Below are 17,652 nucleotides of genomic sequence, written 5' to 3'. Positions count from 1 at the left end.
GAAATCGCCGCAAAAACCATGCCAGCGAAAAGCCCGGGCCAACCGCCGCTAACCCCGGCGACGGCCGCGCCGCCAGCGGGCCAGCACCGCGGCGGCCAGCGCACCGGCCGCCACGCCGGCAACGAAGATCGCCACCGTCATGCCACTCCACGGGCCCGCGGCCTCGGCGTCCGCGCTGCCGCGAGCCAGCGGGGCGAGCGACTGCCAGTCGGCGGCGGTGAACTGCGTCATCGCGGGCGCGCCATCGAGCCCGTACACGCACACCTCGCCGCCGGGCAGCTTGCAAAAGCGTGCCGGCGGGCAACTGCGCAGAATGGCCTGGGTCTCGCCTTCGCCGCAGCGGGCGCCGGCGCTGCGCAGCACCTGGATCGTGACGTCGGGATGCTTGGTCAGTTGTTCAGGCATGGCAACCTCCCATGGCATTTCAAACGGGTGACGCCTGCCTACAGCGTAGGTCCTTATTCCGTGCCGGCATATCGCCATGCGTAATCGCTCGTTCGTCCATTGGCTGCTTTTCCATACAATGGCTCGATGCCACGGCGCGACGCCGCGGCCACAACACCACATCAAAGGGGAGCATCCGATGCAATACGGAAAATTCGGCCTGGCCGCGCGGCTGGCGGCAGCCGTGCTGGCGCTGGGCGTGGTGCAAGGCGCCGGCGCGGCCGATCCGGACAAGAAGGAAATCCGCTTCGGCGCCACCGCCGGCCCGTATGCCGACCAGATCCGCCATGGCGTCAAGCCGGTGCTGGAACAGCGCGGCTACAAGGTCACCATCGTCGAGTTCAGCGATTACGTGCAGCCCAACCTGGCGCTGGCCGACGGGGCCATCGACGCCAATGCCTTCCAGCATGTGGCCTATCTGAAGAAATTCTCGGCCGACCGCAAGCTGGCGCTCAGCGACGTGATCCAGGTGCCGACCGCGCCGATCGGCATCTACAGCCGCAAGCACAAGGCGCTGGCCGAGGTGAAGGCGGGCAACACCGTGTCGTTGCCGAACGATCCGACCAACCTGGCGCGCGCCATTGCCATCCTGCAGCAGATCGGCTGGGTCACGCTCAAGCCCGGCACCGACCCGATCCGCGCCAGCGAACGCGATATCGACGCCAACCCGCACAAGCTCAAGCTGGTCCAGCTCGAAGCCGCGCAGCTGCCGCGCTCGCTCGACGATGTCGACTATGCCTTCGTCAACGGCAACTATGCGCTGGCCTCGGGCCTGAAGCTGACCTCGGCGCTGGCGCTGGAGAAGATTCCGGACTACTACATGAACCTGGTCGCGGTGAAGACCGCCGACCTGAACAAGCCCTTCGTCAAGGACATCCGCGAGGCCTACCAGTCCGCGGAGTTCAAGGCGGTGACGCAGCAGCGCTTCGCCGGCTTCGTGCCGCCGCCGTACCAGCGCTGACACTGCGCCCGGCCTGGAAGGCTGGGCGGCGGCCCGCGCGTGCATCGCCGCATTGTGCGCAGCAAGACAATTTCGCGCCGCGCCGGCCGCGCAAATGCCCTACACTCAAGCTCAAGTCCCCCGCGCCCAAAAGGCACGGCAGGGATCACAACGCGATCATTGCCGCGGAGGGTTGCGAAGATCCTCGCCCCGCTCCGCGCGGATCCTGTCGAGACAACCGCATCGAGAGACCTGCCATGTCCACGGTTGCGCGCTTTGAGATCGGCTATACCCGCTACCTTGCCCCACCGGGCGACACCACTCCCACCACTGCTCCCCCTCCCCCGTTCGCCAGCGACCCTGACGCGCTCGTACCGCTGTACCAGGCGATGGTGCTGACGCGCCAGTTCGACCTGAAGGCAATCGCGCTGCAGCGCACCGGCAAGATCGGCACCTTTGCCTCGGCGCTGGGCCAGGAGGCGATCGGCGTGGGCGTGGCCTGCGCGATGCGGCCGGAGGATGTGCTGGTGCCCTCGTACCGCGACCATGCGGCGCAGTTTGTGCGCGGTGTCACGATGACCGAGAGCCTGCTGTACTGGGGTGGCGACGAGCGCGGCAGCGGCTTTGGCGCGGCGCCGCATGACTTTGCCAACTGCGTGCCGATCGGCACCCAGGTGTGCCACGCGGCCGGCGCCGCCTACGCGTTCCAGCTGCGCGGCGAGCCGCGCGTGGCGGTCTGCCTGCTGGGCGACGGCGGCACCTCCAAGGGCGACTTCTATGAAGGCATGAACATGGCCGGCGCCTGGCGCGCACCGCTGGTGATCGTGATCAACAACAACCAGTGGGCGATCTCGATGCCGCGCAGCGGCCAGACCGCGGCGCAGACGCTGGCGCAGAAGGCCATTGCCGCGGGCATCCCGGGGGAGCAGGTCGACGGCAACGACGTGGTCGCCGTGCGCCACCGCGTCGGCGAAGCGGTCGCGCGCGCGCGCGACGGCGGCGGCCCCGCGCTGATCGAGGCCATCACCTACCGGCTTGGCGACCACACCACCGCCGACGATGCCTCGCGCTACCGCGACGAGGCCAGCGTCAAGGCGCACTGGCAGCATGAGCCGCTGCTGCGGCTGCGCACCCACCTGCTGGCCCTGCACGCCTGGGATGCGGCGCGCGAGGAGGCGCTGGTCAGGGCCTGTTCGCAGCAGGTGGCACAGGCGGTCGAAGCCTACCTGGCGATGCCGCCGCCGGACCCGGCAGCGATGTTCGACTGCCTGTACGCGGCCATGCCGGCCGAGCTGCAGGCGCAGCTGGAGATCGCGCGGCGCTTCCCGGGGCAGCACGGCTAGCCGCCGCTGCACGGGCACCCGTCCGCACTCCTCCATCGAACCGGCCCACAGCGAGCGAACCATGGCGGAAATCAATCTGGTCGAAGCAGTCAACCTGGCGCTGGCCCATGCGCTGGAGCACGATCCCGACGTGCTGCTGCTGGGCGAGGACATCGGCGTCAACGGCGGCGTGTTCCGCGCCACCGTGGGCCTGCAGGCGCGCTTCGGCGCCGCGCGCGTCATGGATACGCCGCTGGCCGAAGGCGGCATCGTCGGCGCGGCCATCGGCATGGCGGCGATGGGGCTCAAACCCGTGGCCGAGATCCAGTTCACCGGCTTTATCTACCCGGCGGTCGATCACATCATCAACCACGCCGGGCGCATGCGGCACCGCACGCGCGGGCGCCTGGCCTGTCCGCTGGTGCTGCGCTCGCCGTGCGGCGCGGGCATCCACGCGCCCGAGCACCACTCCGAAAGCCCGGAGGCGATGTTCGCGCATATGCCGGGCATCCGCGTGGTGGTGCCATCGTCGCCGGCGCGCGCCTACGGGCTGCTGCTGGCCGCGATCGCCGACCCGGATCCGGTGATCTTCCTCGAGCCCACGCGGCTGTACCGCCTGTTCCGCCAGGAAGTGGCCGACGACGGCGCGGCGCTGCCGCTCGATACCTGCTTCACGCTGCGCGAAGGCAGCGACCTGACGCTGGTCAGCTGGGGCGCGATGGTGCAGGAGACGCTGGCCGCCGCCGACGCGCTCGCCGCCGAAGGCGTTACCGCGACCGTCATCGACGTGGCCACGCTCAAGCCGCTCGACATGCAGACCATCCTCGACGCGGTCACGCGCACCGGCCGCTGCGTGATCGTGCATGAGGCCCCGCGCACCGCAGGCTTCGGCGCCGAGATCGCGGCGCAGCTGGCCGATGCCGGGCTGTACTCGCTGGCCGCGCCGGTGCAGCGCGTGACCGGATTCGATACCGTGGTGCCGCTGGCGCGGCTGGAATACACCTACCTGCCCGGCGTCGCGCGCATCGTCGACGCCGCGCGCCGGGCGCTGGCGGCGTAGGCACCAGTCGGTGCGCACCCCGTTCAAGCCTGCCAAGGAGGACCGATGAGAGTCTTCAAGCTGCCCGACCTGGGCGAAGGCCTGCAGGAGGCCGAGATCGTGGCCTGGCACGTCAAGACAGGCGATACCGTGACGGCGGACCAGCCGCTGCTGTCGGTGGAAACGGCCAAGGCAATCGTCGAAATCCCGTCGCCCTATGCCGGCAGCATCGGCAAGCTGTTCGCCCAGCCCGGCGACATCGTGCACCTGGGCGCGCCGCTGGTCGCCTTCGAAGGTGCCGGCGACGATGCCGACGCCGGCACCGTGGTGGGCTCGGTCCAGGTCGGCACGCACGTGGCCAGCGAAGCCGCGCCACCCGGCACCGCGGCGCCCGCGGCGGGCATGGCCGCGCGCGTCAAGGCGACGCCCGCGGTGCGCGCGCTGGCGCGCCGGCTTGGCGTCGACCTGGCGATGGCCACCGCCTCCGGGCCCGAAGGGGTGGTCACCGCCGCCGACGTGGAACGTGTCGCCAGCACGCTGGCCGAGCTGGGTGCGCCCGAGGAACTGCGCGGCGTGCGCCGCGCGATGGCGCAGAACATGGCGCGCGCGCAGGCGGAAGTGGCCGCCGCCACCGTGATGGACGACGCCGACATCCACGCCTGGCACGCCGGCGCCGATGTCACCATCCGGCTGGTGCGCGCGCTGGTGGCCGGCTGCCGCACCGAGCCCGGCCTCAATGCCTGGTATGAAGGGCAGACCGGGCGCCGCCACGTGCTGAAGAAGATCGACGTCGGCATTGCCGCGGATCTGCCCGAGGGGCTGTTCGTGCCGGTGCTGCGCGATGTCGGCAATCGCGACGCGGCCGACCTGCGCCGCGGCCTCGACCGCATGCGTGCCGACATCCGCGCGCGCACCATCGCCCCCGAAGAGATGCGCGGCAACACCATCACGCTGTCCAACTTCGGCATGATCGCGGGGCGCTATGCGGCGCCCATCGTGGTGCCGCCCACCGTGGCGATCCTGGGCGCCGGCCGCGTGCGCGACGAAGTGGTCGCGGCCGGCGGCGTGCCGGCGGTGCACCGGGTGATGCCGCTGAGCCTGACCTTCGACCACCGCGTGGTGACGGGCGGGGAAGCGGCGCGGTTCCTGGCGGCCGTGATTGCGGATCTGCAGATGGCGGAATAGGGCTGGCCGCGGCAGGCACCGCAAGGCAAGGTACGACAGGCTTGTCCAACACCGCCTGTGTACTCCCTCTCCCGCTGGCGGGAGAGGGTTGGGGTGAGGGCCGGAGCTTCCACGAAGTTCGAACGCCTCGTGCTTGCCACACGCCCGCCCTCACCCCCGCCCCTCTCCCGCAGGCGGGAGAGGGGAGCAAACCGCCGGTGTACCGAAACCCTCCAGACCACACGGCAGCGCTGTATATAATGCCCATCCAATCGCCGCCGCCATCTCCGGCCCGGAGCGCCGCACACCCTCATGGAATCCAAGACCGCCCGCCTTACCATCCTGATCGATCCGGTCAAGAAGAAGGCCTTTGAAACACTGTGCGCCGCACAGGACCTGACGCCGTCGCAGGTGGTGCGCCAGCTGATCCGCGATTACCTGACGCAGCATGGCGTGGATTACGCCACCAAGCCGAAGCCGGCGGGCAGCACGCGCCAGAAGAAATGACTCAGCGCGGGACGGTGCCCTCGCCTGGCTTGTCCCCGGCCAGCGCGGCGCAGCGTTGCGCCGCCTGCGCCAGCGACTCCGCGTAGTTGCCCTCGCCCAGCGCCGCCAGCACCCCCGCGCGCGCCAGCTTGTCCCGCACCCTTGGGTTGGCTTCGGCCAGCACCACCGCTACACCGCGCTTCTGCAGCGTGACGATCACCGCCTCGAGCGTCTGCAGGCCGGTCATGTCCATGAAGGGCACGCGGCCCAGGCGGATCAGCAGCACGCGCGGCTCGGTATGGGTCTGCACCAGCGCACGCTCGCACGCTTCGACAGCACCGAAGAAGAACGGGCCGTCGATGACATAGACCAGCACGCCCGACGGCATCGGCGCCGCCGCGCCGGTGCCGGCATCGCCCAGTTCGCGCGCCACCGCCTCGGCGGCCTGGGGTGCCACCTCCACCGATGCCGACATGCGCCGCAGGAACTGCAGCATGGCCAGGATCACGCCGATATTGACCGCCACCACCAGGTCGGTCAGCACCGTCAGCGTAAAGGTGATCAGCAGGATCGCGACATCGGCGCGCGGCGCGCGCCGCACCATGCGCGCAAACTGGCGCATCTCGCTCATGTTGTACGCCACTACGAACAGGATCGCGGCCAGCGCGGCCAGCGGCACGCTGGCCGCGAGCGGCGCCAGGAACAGCAGCACCAGCACCAGCGTGAGCGCGTGCACCACGCCAGCCAGCGGACTGTTGCCGCCGTTGCGGATATTGGTGGCGGTGCGCGCGATCGCGCCGGTGGCGGCAAACCCGCCGCACAGCGGCGCCAGCACATTGGCGATGCCCTGGCCCACCAGCTCCTGGTTGGAATCATGCCGGGTGCCGGCCATGCCGTCGGCCACCACCGCCGACAGCAAGGACTCGATCGCGCCGAGCATGGCGATGGTGAAGGCCGGGCCGGCCAGTTCCAGCACGCGCGCCAGCGTGATGTCCGGCAAGGCCGGCACCGGCAGGCCGCGCGGCAGGCCGCCGAAGGCGCTGCCGATGGTGGCGACGCCGTCGAAGCGGAACAGCGCCTGCGCCGCGGTCGCCACCACCAGCGCCACCAGCGGTCCCGGCACGCGCCGCAGCCAGCGCAGCCGCGGCGCGCCCACCACCAGCGCCAGGCTGCCCAGCGCCAGCGCGGTGGTGGCCGGGTGCCATTGCGGCAGCGCCTGCAGCAGGTGCCAGAGCTTTTCATGGAAATGCGCGCCGGCCACCGGCGGCAGCCCGAAGAAATCGCGCCACTGGCCGACAAAGATGATCACGCCGATGCCGGCGGTGAAGCCCACGATCACCGGCGCGGGAATGTAGCGGATCACGCTGCCCAGCCTTGTCAGTCCCATCGCCAGCAGGATCAGGCCCGCCATCAGCGTGGCGATCTGCAGGCCGTCGATGCCGTGGCGCGCCGTCACCGCGGACAGCACCACGATAAAGGCGCCGGTGGGCCCGGCGATCTGCAGCCGGCTGCCGCCGAACAGCGACACCGCCAGCCCGGCGACGATGGCCGTGTACAGGCCCTGCTCCGGCTTGGCGCCCGAGGCAATCGCGAACGCCATCGCCAGCGGCAGCGCCACCACCCCCACGATCACGCCCGACACCAGGTTCGGCAGCCAGTTGCCGCGGCGGAACAATCCGGCCAGCCAAGCTTCGCGCAGCGCAATCATGCTTCGGTCCCTTCCATCGGTGCGGGGGTAGAGATGCATCGGATGATAACAGGATGTTAATGTCTGGCCGCGCCGCCGGCCATGCTGGCGGCGCGGCTTCGTCGCCCCGGTGTCCTGTTCCTTATGCCGCGCAATTCCTATACTGGATTGGCTCGCCCGCCAGTGCGCGGACGCGACGGACTGGCGCGGTATCTCTCTGCAAGCGGAGGCTCATCATGTACAGGCACCTCCTAGTACCGACCGACGGCTCCGCGCGCGCCGATGCCATGGTGGGTCGCGCGATGGCATTCGCCAGCCGCATCGGCGCCCGCGTGACCGGGCTCCATGTGCTCCCCGAGTATCACGTGCTGACCTACCGGCTGACCAGCCTGCAAGACACCAAGAGCAACTTCGCCGCCGAGGCCGCGCGCCACGCCGACACCTTCCTGGCCGCGCTCAGCCACACCGCGGCGCAGGCCGGCGTGCCCTGCGACACCATCACCGCCACCGACGACCATCCCTGGCAGGCCATCATCGCGTGCGCGCAGCAGCGCGAGTGCGACCTGATCGTGATGTCGTCGCATGGCAAGCGCGGGCTGCAGGCCCTGCTGATCGGCAGCGAGACGCACAAGGTGCTGACCCACAGCACGATCCCGGTGCTGGTTTTCCGCTAACCGGGAGACGGCGCCACGGCGGGACAGCGGGGATAGCGGGGATAGCGGGCAACAGTGCGCGGCGACGCGCGATTCCAAACCAAGCCAACTGCAAGGAGCGCAACCATGGCGATTCGACTGGGCGAGCAAGCCCCTGATTTCACCGCCGAGACTACGGAAGGCCAGATCAGCTTCCACGAGTGGATCGGCGACGGCTGGGCCATCCTGTTCTCGCATCCCAAGGATTTCACGCCGGTGTGCACCACCGAGCTGGGCTACATGGCCCGGCTCAAGCCCGAGTTCGACAAGCGCAATACCAAGATCATCGGACTGAGCATCGATCCGGTGGGCGACCACCAGCGCTGGGTCAAGGACATTGAGGAAACGCAGGGCTGTACCGTCAACTACCCGATGATCGGCGATGCCGACCTGAAGGTTGCCAAGCTCTATGACATGATCCACCCCGAGGCCAGCGGCAGCGGCCCGCGCACCGCGGTCGACAACGCCACCATCCGCTCGGTGTTCATCATCGGCCCGGACAAGAAGGTGAAGGCGATGCTGGTGTACCCGATGAGCGCGGGGCGCAATTTCGACGAGGTGCTGCGGCTGCTGGATTCGCTGCAGCTCAACGCCAAGCACACCGTGGCCACGCCGGTCAACTGGAAGCCGGGCGAGGACGTCATCATCCCGACTTCGGTCTCGGACGAGGAAGCCAGCAAGAAATACCCGCAGGGCTTCAAGACGCTGAAGCCGTACCTGCGCACGGTGGCACAGCCCAAATAGCCCAACGCACACTAAGGTAGGGGAACAGGGAGAGCGAGGAGCGGCGGCGCGAGGGAGCGCGGCGGCGCGGGAGCCCGCGCCAGACCGCGGCCGGGGCTTCCCGGCCGGCATCGCCCGATGCCGGCCGGGAGCGCACCGGCGGGCCCGACTTGTCCACAAAAAATATCCACAGGAACAGTGGATATCCCCCCTCTTGACAACCGCGAAGGGCGCGCCCGCGCTGGAACGTGCTGGAGTGCCCGTTTTATAGGCAACCAACCGGCGTACGGGAATGGTTGCGGGCGCTTGCATTTTGTGCCTGCCGCTCAGACCCGTGGCAGCGTGCTTAACGGGTCAGCACCGTACGGATGGTGTCGGCCAGCTCCTTGGCGACGAACTTGGCCACATAGGCATCGGCCCCCACCTTGCGCACATGTTCTTCGCTGGCCTCGCCCGACAGTGATGAATGAATCACCACGGGCAGCGATTTCAGCCGGCTGTCGGCCTTGATCTTGCGGGTCAGCGTAAAGCCGTCCATCTCGGGCATTTCCAGGTCGGTCAGCACCAGCGCCACGTCGTCCTGCACCGGGCGGCCCTGGCTGGCGGCCTCTGTCGCGATGCGGTCCAGCAGTTCCCAGGCTTCCTTGCCGGACTTGGTCATCACCACCGGCGCGCCCAGGGCCTTCAGGCCCTGCTCGATCAGCCCGCGCGCCAGCGCGGAGTCGTCGGCGGCGATCACCCTGGCGCCCGGCCGCAGCTGCAGCTGCGGCCCGACCTCGCCCGGATCCACGTCAGGCTGGCGCGTCGGCAGCACGTCGCGCAGGATCTGCTCGACGTCGAGCACCTGCACCAGACGCGCCGCGTCCGTGCCGCCCTCGGCCCCGTCCGCGCCGCCTTCCAGCTTGGCGATGCTGGTCACATGGCCGGTGCGCACGCTGGCCTCGGCCGAATGCACCTGGTTCCATTCCAGCCGCACGATTTCCTCGACGGCTTCGACCGCGAAGCCCTGGGTCGAGCGGGCGTATTCCGTCACCAGCAGGATGCCCAGGCCGCCGCGCGGCTTGCAGCCCACCAGCCGCGGCAGGTCGATCACCGGGATCACCTGGCCGCGGATATCGGCCATGCCCAGGATCGACGGGCTGGCACCGACCACGGTGGTCACCGGCGGCATCACCAGGATCTCGCGCACCTTGAAGACATTGATGCCGAACAGCTCCGACTGGCCGGAATGCTCCGCCTCGCCGAGCCGGAACAGCAGCAGCTCGAACTGGTTGTTGTTGGTGAGGTTGGTCCGTTCGTCGATGTCCCTCATGGAACTGCTCATGCGTTGCTCCCGTGCCGTGCGTGTGTGTTGCCGCCATCGTTGTCATCTGCCCGCGGCCGCGGCGGAGGGCGCACGGCAGGGTCCATGACTGGATATCGGCGAGCGGCATCGGGAGTTGAGTGGCGCAGCCAGCGCAAGTTCGGATTTCATCCTTGCATATCCGGATTGCTTCGTTCCTCCGGCACGGCGTCGTCCATATAGTGATTCCCAACTTGTCATAACACGCTATGTCGATCCGATGACCTCCCGGACCAACGCGGTACCCGCCCTCGGCGCCACGGCATTGCCGGCCCCCATGCCGATCCCGCTGCCGCTCTATACGCAGATCAAGGATGCCTTGCGCGCCCGCATCCTCGACGGCACCTATCCGCCGCACCACCAGATGCCGTCGGAGAGCGAGCTGGGCGAGAGCTTCCGCGCCAGCCGCATCACCGTGCGCCAGGCGCTGGGCGACCTGCAGAAAGAGGGTCTTATCTTCAGGATCCACGGCAAGGGCACCTTCGTCTCCAGGCCCCGCGCCTTCCAGAACGTGACCTCGCTGCAAGGCTTTGCCGAAGCGATGTCGAGCATGGGCTATGAAATCCTGAACCAGGTGCGCAGCTGCAAACGCGTGCCCGCCAGCCGTCACGTTGCCGCGCAACTGCATCTGCGCGAAGGCGACCCGGTGGTGGAGATCCGGCGCGTGCGCCTGCTCAACCGCGAACCGGTGTCGCTGGAGCTGACCTGGGTGCCGGAGGCCGTCGGCCGCCGCCTGCTCAATGCCGACCTCGCCACGCGCGACATCTTCCTGATCCTGGAAAACGACTGCGGCGTAAAGCTCGGCCATGCCGACCTGAGCGTCGACGCGATCCTCGCCGACGACGACCTGACCCGGGCGCTGCGCATCCAGGACGGTGCGCCGGTGCTGCGCATCGAACGCCTGACCCACGACGCGCAAGGCACGCCGATCGATTACGAGTTCCTCTACTTCCGCGGCGACGCGTTCCAGTACCGGCTGCGCGCAGACCGGCACAAGGCGGCGCCCGCCACCAACGTCAACCACACCGCAGGCCGCGCCCGGCCCCGCAAACCAGCCAGCAAGGGGAAGCCCTCCGCATGAACACCCTGACTCACGAATACGACATCGTTGTCGTCGGCGGCGGCACCGCCGGCCCGATGGCCGCGATCAAGGCCAAGGAACGCAATCCCGCGCTGCGCGTGCTGCTGCTCGACAAGGCACACGTCAAGCGCAGCGGCGCCATCTCGATGGGCATGGACGGGCTCAACAACGCCGTGATCCCCGGCCACGCCACGCCCGAGCAGTACACGCGCGAGATCACCGTGGCCAACGACGGCATTGTCGACCAGTCCACCGTCTATGCCTACGCGCGCCATAGCTTCGCCACCATCGAGCAACTGGACCGCTGGGGCGTGCGGTTCGAGAAGGACGAGACCGGCGACTACGCAGTGAAAAAGGTCCATCACATGGGCTCTTACGTGCTGCCGATGCCGGAAGGACATAACGTCAAGAAGGTGTTGTACCGCCAGCTCAAGCGCGCGCGGGTGGAGATCACCAACCGCATCGTTGCCACGCGCGTGCTGACCGACGCCAGCGGCGCCGCCAGCGGCGTGATGGGCTTCGACTGCCGCACCGCGGACTTCCACGTGATCCGCGCCCGCGCCGTGATCCTGTGCTGCGGCGCCGCCGGCCGCCTGGGCCTGCCCGCGTCCGGCTACCTGATGGGCACCTACGAGAACCCCACCAATGCCGGCGACGGCTACGCCATGGCCTATCACGCCGGCGCGGCGCTGGCCAACCTGGAGTGCTTCCAGATCAATCCGCTGATCAAGGACTACAACGGGCCGGCCTGCGCCTACGTAACCGGCCCGCTGGGCGGCTATACCGCCAACGGCAAGGGCGAGCGCTTTATCGAATGCGACTACTGGAGCGGCCAGATGATGTGGGAGTTCTACCAGGAGTTGCAAGGCGGCAACGGCCCGGTGTTCCTGAAGCTGGACCACCTGGCCGAAGAAACCATCCAGACCATCGAGACCATCCTGCACACCAACGAACGCCCCAGCCGCGGACAGTTCCACGCCGGGCGCGGCACCGACTACCGCAAGCAGATGGTCGAGATGCATATCTCCGAGATCGGCTTCTGCAGCGGCCACAGTGCTTCCGGCGTGCATGTGAACGAGCGCGCCGAGACCACGGTGCCGGGCCTCTATGCCGCCGGCGACATGGCCGCGGTGCCTCACAACTACATGCTGGGCGCCTTCACCTATGGCTGGTTTGCCGGGCAGAACGCGGCCGATTACGTTGCGGGCCGCGCCCTGCCCGAAGCCGATGCGGGCCAGGTCGGAGCGGAGCGTGCGCGCGTGTTCGCACCACTGGCCCGCGCGAGCGGCCTGCCGCCCGCGCAGGTGGAATACAAACTGCGCCGCATGGTCAACGACTACCTGCAGCCGCCCAAGGTCACGCGCAAGATGGAAATCGGCCTGCAGCGCTTCGATGCCATCGCCGAGGACATCGACCAGATCCGCGCCGTGAATCCGCACGAGCTGATGCGCGCGGTCGAGGTGATGGCGATCCGCGACTGCGCGGAGATGGCGGCACGTGCCTCGCTGTTCCGCACCGAGAGCCGCTGGGGCCTCTACCACCATCGCGTCGACTATCCGCAGCGCAATGACGCCGAATGGTTCTGCCATACGCACCTCAGCAAGGATCACGCCGGGCGCATGGTCAGCCACAAGCGCGAGATCGAACCGTACATCGTGCCGGTGGAAGGCGACGACGCCACCGCTTACCAGCGGCTGCGCGTCGGCCGCGGCCACGCTCCCGCCACGACCGCCACGGCCGCAATATCCGGACCCGCCACCCTGGCTGCCGCCTGAAGGAACCCACGCCATGGCCTACACCCCGCATGAAATCACCCAGCGCAGCAGCGCACCCGTCACCATCGATGAAGACAAATGCATTGCCGACAAGGGCTGCACGGTCTGCGTCGATGTCTGCCCGATGGACCTGCTGGCTATCAACCTGGCCAAGGGCAAGGCCTATATGCAGTTCGACGAGTGCTGGTACTGCATGCCTTGCGAGAAGGATTGCCCGACGGGCGCGGTCCGGGTCGAGATCCCGTACCTGCTGCGTTGATAGCCCCGCTTCATGACCACAGCACCACAGAGATAGCCCCATGAAAGCCTCCACCAGCCTCCACCTGTTCGTGGCGCTGGCCGCCGCCAGCCTCGGCGGCGCAGCCAGCGCCGAAACTATCCGTGTCGCCATCGGCACGCAGGACACCACCATCAATTGCGCCACCGGCGGCCTGCTGATCCGCGAACTGAAGCTGCTCGACAAATACTTGCCACGCACCGGCAAGTACAAGGACGTCACCTACGACGTGCAATGGAAGAACTTCACCTCCGGCCCGCCGCTGACCAACGAGATGGTGGCGGACAAGCTCGATATCGGCGCCATGGCGGATTTCCCCGGCTCGCTCAATGCCGCGGCCTTCCAGAAGGCCGGCAAGAAGAGCCTGTTTATCGCGCCCCTGTCGGGCAATGCGATCGGCACCGGCAACGGCATCGTGGTCCCCACCGATTCCCCGGTCCAGTCGCTGGCGGAGCTCAAGGGCAAGACCATCTCGGTACCGTTCGGCTCGACCGCGCACGGCATGCTGCTGCGCGCGATCAAGCGCCAGGGCTGGGACCCGGACAAGGACGTGACGCTGGTGTCGCAGTCGCCCGAGGTCGGTGGCTCGGCGCTGCAGGCGCACAAGGTCGACGGCCATGCCAACTTCGTGCCGTTCCCCGAGTTGTTCGCCTTCCGCGGCTTTGCCCGCAAGATCTATGACGGCTCGCAGGCCGAGGCGCCCACCTTCCACGGCGCGCTGGTGAGCGCGGACTATGCGCAGAAATATCCGGAGATCGTGGTGGCGTACCTGCGCGCCGCCATCGAGGCCGACCGGCTGATGGCGGCCGAGCCCGAGAAATACAGCGAACTCATTGCCAGGGTGACCGGCATCGACGCCGAGGTGGACTACCTGTTCCACGGCCCGCTCGGCCTGCAGAACCGCGACTACACCTGGAAGCCGGAATACCGCCAGGCGCTGCAGACCTCGATCGAGACGCTGAAGCTGCTCAAGCGTACCGATGCTGACCTGAGCGCCGACACCGTGATCGACGACCGCTACATCCGCGAAGCCTTCAGGCTAGAGGGCCTGGACTACGAGGCGCGCCTGAAGGCCTACGACAAGCAGCCCCTCGCCGCCAGGGACGCGGGCAGCGGCAAGCCCATCGCGGAACCGAAGCTGGCCGCGCAACTTTGGCTGCGCGGCGAGCCCAGGGTGCGCGCCTATGCCTCGCCGGCGGCAGCGTTCGCCGCGCTCAGGCAGGCTGCAAAGGAGGGCCGGCAGGCGCGCGTGCTGTATGTGCATGACCGCAATACCGGCCTGAAGCTGCTGGCGAACAAGGCGTGGTACGTGCAGGACGGCAAGGGACAGGTCAGCGCCTTCCTGCTCAAGGGCTCCGCCGATGGCTGGGCCAAGGCCAATGGTGGCAATGTGCGCGACTTCGCCGCGGTCAGCGGCGCAGCCGTTGCCGTCGCCAGCAACTGACGCGGAGCGCAGCGATGACCGCAATCACGCTTGAAGCCGGGCCGTCCCCGGTGGCGCCGGCCGGGGCGGGCGCGGCACGCGGGCGGCTGGTGCGCTGGCTGGTGCGCCTGGCCGCGCTGGCGGCCTGCATCGTGCTGTGGCAACTGGCTTCGTCGCACCGGGCCCATCTTGGCATTGTCACGTTCGCCAACGTGCCGGCGCCCAGCGACGTGGTACCAGCGGCCTGGCAATTGCTGCAGTCGCCCAAACTCGTGCTGCACCTGGGCAACAGCCTTTACCGCGTGTTTGCCGGCTTCGGCGCGGCGGCCGTGGCGGGCATCGTGCTCGGCATGGCGATCGGCCGCTCGCGCTGGCTGGAAGACCTGCTGCTGCCGCCGCTAGAGGTGCTGCGCCCGATCCCGGGCGTGGCGTGGATTCCGCTGGCAATTTTGATGTTCCCCTCGTCGGAGCTGAGCATGATCTTCATCACCTTTATCGGGGCGCTCTTTCCGATCCTGCTCAACACCATCCACGGCGTGGAGCGTACCGATCCCCGGCTGGTCGCCACGGCCCGCAGCCTGGGCGCGCGCCGCTGGACGCTCTTCCCCGAGGTGCTGCTGCCGGCGGCGCTGCCCAGCATCGTCACGGGCCTTGCGATCGGCATGGGCACGTCCTGGTTCTGCCTGGTCACGGCCGAGATGATCGCGGGCCAGTACGGCATTGGCTACTACACGTGGGAGGCCTACAACCTGCAGAACTATGCCGACATCGTCGTCGGCATGCTGCTGATCGGCGCCTTCGGCATGGGCAGCAGCGCACTGATCAAGCGAACCGGCGCGTGGCTGATGCCATGGACCCGCCTGCAGCAGGTGCGTGCATGACGAGCCAACCGATCCGCGCGGGCCGCCTGCAGGTGCGCGGCCTGGACGTGGCGCTGGGCCACGGCGAGTCCGGCTTTACCGCCGTGCGCCAGCTTTCCATCGACATTCCCGCCGGGCAGTTCGTCTGCATCCTGGGGCCGTCGGGCTGCGGCAAATCCACGCTGCTGGGCGCTATCGCCGGCCACCTGCCGGTGGCGGCGGGCGAGATCCTGCTGGACGGGGCGCCCGTGCGCGACCCCGACCCGGAGCGCGGGCTGGTGTTCCAGCAGCACTCGCTGTTCCCGTGGAAGTGCGTGCTCGACAACGTCGGCTTCGGCCTGAAGATGCAGGGCGTTCCCGCCGCCGCGCGCAAGCGCGAGGCGCAGGCCCTGCTGGATCTGGTCGGGCTGGGCAGTTTCGCGCGGCGATATCCGGCCGAGCTCTCGGGCGGCATGCAGCAGCGCGTGGAGATCGCGCGCGTGCTGATCAACCGGCCGCGCGTGCTGCTGATGGACGAGCCCTTCGGCGCGCTCGACGCGCAGACCCGCGCCCACATGCAGGCGCTGCTGCTCGACATCTGGACGCAGGTGCGCACCACCGTGGTCTTTGTCACCCATGACATCGACGAGGCGTTGTTTCTCGCAGACCGGGTGCTGGTGATGTCGCAGCGGCCCGGACGCATCCTGGAAGATATCGCCATCCCCTTCGAGCGGCCCCGCCGCGCCGAGCTGATGACCGATGACGATTTCATCCGGCTCAAGCGCCGCTGCCGCGACCTGCTCCATGACCACACCCAGGCCGGCGCGCGCGCGACTGCCGCCTGACTGCCATATCGACCCGACTGCCATCCATGCCGCACGATTGCGCTTTGCCTGACCCCTCCCTGCCTGACCTCGATCCCGCCATCCGCGCGCTGGCGCTGCGCCTGGCCGACCCCGACCCCGCCGTGCGCCGCGTGGCCCTGCTGCAACTAGCCGACCTGGAGGACGAAGACGGCGTGCCGCTGCTGCTGCAGCGGCTGCAATCCGACCCGGCCGAGACCGTGCGCGCCGAAGCCGCGCGCACGCTGGCCAGCTGGGAACAGGCAGAGGTCGTGCCGGCCCTGGCCGCCGCCCTGGCCGATCCCAGCCGCGAAGTGGCGCACGCCGCGGCGCAAGGGCTGTCAGAACTGAAAGACCCGGCTTCCGGCGCCGCCCTGCTGCCGTGGGTCACGCACCAAGACCCCTTTGTCCGCGCGGCCGCGTGGCGCGGCCTGCGCGAGTTGCGCCATGCGCCAGGCTTCGATGCGGCCATGGCCGCGCTGTCCGATGCAGCCGCGCCGGTGCGGCGCGAAGCCGTGGCCGTGCTGGGCTGGCTCAAGCGCAACGAAGCCTTGCCGGCGCTGGCCCAGGCCGCCACCGGCGACACCGACACCGACGTGCGGCGCGCCGCCGCCGGGGCCCTTGGCCTGGCAGCCGACCCGTCGGCACGCGACGCCTTGCTTGCGGCGCTGCGCGACAGGGCCTGGCAGGTGCGGGAAGAAGCTGCGCGGACCATGGGAAAACTGAATTTCCCCGACGCCGTGCGCCCGTTGATCGACGCGCTGGAAGACCCCTACTGGCAAGTCCGCCTGCAGGCCGCCAGGGCCCTCGGCAAGCTGCGCGATCGCGCCGCGACGGTACCGCTGACAGTGCAACTGACCCACGCCATCAGCAACCTGCGCAAGGAGGCCGCGCTGTCGCTGGGCAGCCTGCAGGATACGGCGGCGCTTCCGGCCCTGACCGTTGCGGCGGACGATGCCGATCCGGAGGTACGCAAGGCCGCGCGCATCGCGCTGGCGCAGATCGGCTCGCCGCCGGGACCGGCATGAGCAGCGGCATGGTCATCCCCACGCGCCTGGAGCTGTCGCGCAGCGAAGGCGCGCTGCGCATCTGCTGGCCGGACGGACAGCGCCAGTCGCTGGACCCGACCCGGTTGCGCGCGGCATGCCGTTGCGCCGCCTGCCGCGGCAAGCCGGTTCAGGGCGGAATGCGCGACCTGCAAATCGTCGCCCTCGGGGACATGGGCTACGGCGTGCAGATCGTGTTCAGCGACGGGCACGACCGCGGCATCTACCCCTGGCAGTACCTGCAGGCGCTATAGCCGGGTTTCACCCGCCTGCCAGCGCCTGCAGGATATGCACCTCGTCGGTCTCCTGCAACGGCGCATCCAGCCGCATCAGCTGTGCGCGATTGACGAAGACGCGGATATACGGCCGCAGCTTGCCCTGCTCGTCGACGATGCGAAAACGCATGCCGGGAAACTGGCGCTCGAGGTCGTCGAGCAGCTCGGCAATGCTGGCGCCGTGGCCCTCGACATATTCGCGCTGTCCGGTATAGGAAAACAGCGGCGTCGCGATACGGACCTGCATGTTAAATC

19 protein-coding genes are annotated in these 17,652 nt (G+C 68.8%); 15 read left to right on the top strand and 4 right to left on the bottom strand.

Annotation, left to right across the window (positions count from 1 at the left end; genetic code table 11):
• Positions 1–48: 48 nt before the first annotated feature.
• On the bottom strand, positions 49–405 hold the full coding sequence (locus MKD50_RS01310; protein ID WP_252666137.1) for a hypothetical protein: 357 nt from the start codon (positions 403–405) through the stop codon (positions 49–51).
• A gap of 178 nt (positions 406–583) precedes the next feature.
• Here MKD50_RS01310 and MKD50_RS01305 point away from each other — a divergent pair, with 178 nt between their 5' ends.
• The 5 genes from MKD50_RS01305 to MKD50_RS01285 all read left to right on the top strand — a co-directional run bounded on the left by MKD50_RS01305 (position 584) and on the right by MKD50_RS01285 (position 5,416).
• Positions 584–1,405: a MetQ/NlpA family ABC transporter substrate-binding protein gene (locus MKD50_RS01305; RefSeq protein WP_240071155.1), complete on the top strand. Its 822-nt coding sequence runs from the start codon at positions 584–586 to the stop codon at positions 1,403–1,405.
• Between the two features lie 236 nt (positions 1,406–1,641).
• Positions 1,642–2,727 (top strand): pyruvate dehydrogenase (acetyl-transferring) E1 component subunit alpha, encoded by a 1,086-nt coding sequence (gene pdhA / locus MKD50_RS01300; protein WP_240071156.1) that lies wholly within the window; start codon positions 1,642–1,644, stop codon positions 2,725–2,727.
• 61 nt (positions 2,728–2,788) lie between these two features.
• Positions 2,789–3,766, top strand: a complete 978-nt coding sequence (locus tag MKD50_RS01295) for an alpha-ketoacid dehydrogenase subunit beta (protein WP_252666136.1) — start codon at positions 2,789–2,791, stop codon at positions 3,764–3,766.
• A 45-nt stretch (positions 3,767–3,811) separates the two neighbouring features.
• The gene (locus MKD50_RS01290) at positions 3,812–4,930 is read left to right on the top strand and encodes a dihydrolipoamide acetyltransferase family protein (RefSeq protein ID WP_252666135.1); all 1,119 of its coding nucleotides are present in this window, start codon (positions 3,812–3,814) and stop codon (positions 4,928–4,930) included.
• 291 nt (positions 4,931–5,221) lie between these two features.
• Positions 5,222–5,416, top strand: coding sequence for a ribbon-helix-helix protein (locus tag MKD50_RS01285; protein ID WP_115702077.1), 195 nt, complete (start codon positions 5,222–5,224; stop codon positions 5,414–5,416).
• Between the two features lies 1 nt (position 5,417).
• On the opposite strand, the gene MKD50_RS01280 is transcribed toward MKD50_RS01285, so the two are convergent.
• On the bottom strand, positions 5,418–7,103 hold the full coding sequence (locus MKD50_RS01280; protein ID WP_115702079.1) for a SulP family inorganic anion transporter: 1,686 nt from the start codon (positions 7,101–7,103) through the stop codon (positions 5,418–5,420).
• A 215-nt stretch (positions 7,104–7,318) separates the two neighbouring features.
• Between MKD50_RS01280 and MKD50_RS01275 the strand changes: the two genes are divergently transcribed.
• Together MKD50_RS01275 and MKD50_RS01270 are read left to right on the top strand one after the other, a co-directional pair.
• Positions 7,319–7,756, top strand: a complete 438-nt coding sequence (locus MKD50_RS01275) for a universal stress protein (RefSeq protein WP_115702081.1) — start codon at positions 7,319–7,321, stop codon at positions 7,754–7,756.
• Between the two features lie 105 nt (positions 7,757–7,861).
• Positions 7,862–8,518: a peroxiredoxin gene (locus MKD50_RS01270; RefSeq protein WP_115682393.1), complete on the top strand. Its 657-nt coding sequence runs from the start codon at positions 7,862–7,864 to the stop codon at positions 8,516–8,518.
• A gap of 325 nt (positions 8,519–8,843) precedes the next feature.
• On the opposite strand, the gene MKD50_RS01265 is transcribed toward MKD50_RS01270, so the two are convergent.
• A complete protein-coding gene (locus tag MKD50_RS01265) occupies positions 8,844–9,821 on the bottom strand; it encodes a chemotaxis protein (RefSeq protein ID WP_252666134.1) in 978 nt (325 codons plus the stop codon).
• 295 nt (positions 9,822–10,116) lie between these two features.
• Here MKD50_RS01265 and MKD50_RS01260 point away from each other — a divergent pair, with 295 nt between their 5' ends.
• Genes MKD50_RS01260 through MKD50_RS01225 form a run of 8 tightly spaced genes read left to right on the top strand, consistent with a single transcriptional unit; the run spans position 10,117 to position 17,376 of the window.
• Positions 10,117–10,920 carry a GntR family transcriptional regulator gene (locus MKD50_RS01260; protein WP_252666470.1) on the top strand — a complete coding sequence of 268 codons (804 nt, stop codon included), beginning with the start codon at positions 10,117–10,119 and terminating at the stop codon, positions 10,918–10,920.
• Complete coding sequence (locus MKD50_RS01255; RefSeq protein WP_115702087.1) at positions 10,917–12,695, top strand: fumarate reductase/succinate dehydrogenase flavoprotein subunit; 1,779 nt, start codon at positions 10,917–10,919, stop codon at positions 12,693–12,695. The genes MKD50_RS01260 and MKD50_RS01255 overlap by 4 nt, the downstream gene beginning before the upstream one ends.
• Positions 12,696–12,708: 13 nt before the next feature.
• Positions 12,709–12,954 (top strand): 4Fe-4S dicluster domain-containing protein, encoded by a 246-nt coding sequence (locus MKD50_RS01250; protein ID WP_252666133.1) that lies wholly within the window; start codon positions 12,709–12,711, stop codon positions 12,952–12,954.
• 40 nt (positions 12,955–12,994) lie between these two features.
• Positions 12,995–14,416, top strand: a complete 1,422-nt coding sequence (locus MKD50_RS01245; protein ID WP_240071159.1) for an ABC transporter substrate-binding protein — start codon at positions 12,995–12,997, stop codon at positions 14,414–14,416.
• A 14-nt stretch (positions 14,417–14,430) separates the two neighbouring features.
• Entirely contained in the window at positions 14,431–15,276 is an 846-nt protein-coding gene (locus MKD50_RS01240) for an ABC transporter permease (RefSeq protein WP_252666132.1), read from the top strand.
• Positions 15,273–16,079 (top strand): ABC transporter ATP-binding protein, encoded by an 807-nt coding sequence (locus MKD50_RS01235; protein WP_252666131.1) that lies wholly within the window; start codon positions 15,273–15,275, stop codon positions 16,077–16,079. Before MKD50_RS01240 ends, MKD50_RS01235 begins: the two co-directional genes overlap by 4 nt.
• A 26-nt stretch (positions 16,080–16,105) precedes the next feature.
• Positions 16,106–17,104: a HEAT repeat domain-containing protein gene (locus MKD50_RS01230; RefSeq protein ID WP_252666130.1), complete on the top strand. Its 999-nt coding sequence runs from the start codon at positions 16,106–16,108 to the stop codon at positions 17,102–17,104.
• Between the two features lie 8 nt (positions 17,105–17,112).
• Positions 17,113–17,376, top strand: coding sequence for a gamma-butyrobetaine hydroxylase-like domain-containing protein (locus tag MKD50_RS01225; RefSeq protein WP_252666129.1), 264 nt, complete (start codon positions 17,113–17,115; stop codon positions 17,374–17,376).
• Positions 17,377–17,383: 7 nt separating this feature from the next.
• On the opposite strand, the gene MKD50_RS01220 is transcribed toward MKD50_RS01225, so the two are convergent.
• Positions 17,384–17,644 (bottom strand): MoaD/ThiS family protein, encoded by a 261-nt coding sequence (locus tag MKD50_RS01220; RefSeq protein WP_115702099.1) that lies wholly within the window; start codon positions 17,642–17,644, stop codon positions 17,384–17,386.
• Positions 17,645–17,652 lie beyond the last annotated feature (8 nt).

It is taken from the genome of Cupriavidus mimosae (genome assembly GCF_023952485.1).
In the GTDB taxonomy this organism is placed as follows: Bacteria; Pseudomonadota; Gammaproteobacteria; order Burkholderiales; family Burkholderiaceae; genus Cupriavidus; species Cupriavidus taiwanensis_C.
This window is presented reverse-complemented; position numbering and strand designations above follow the sequence as displayed.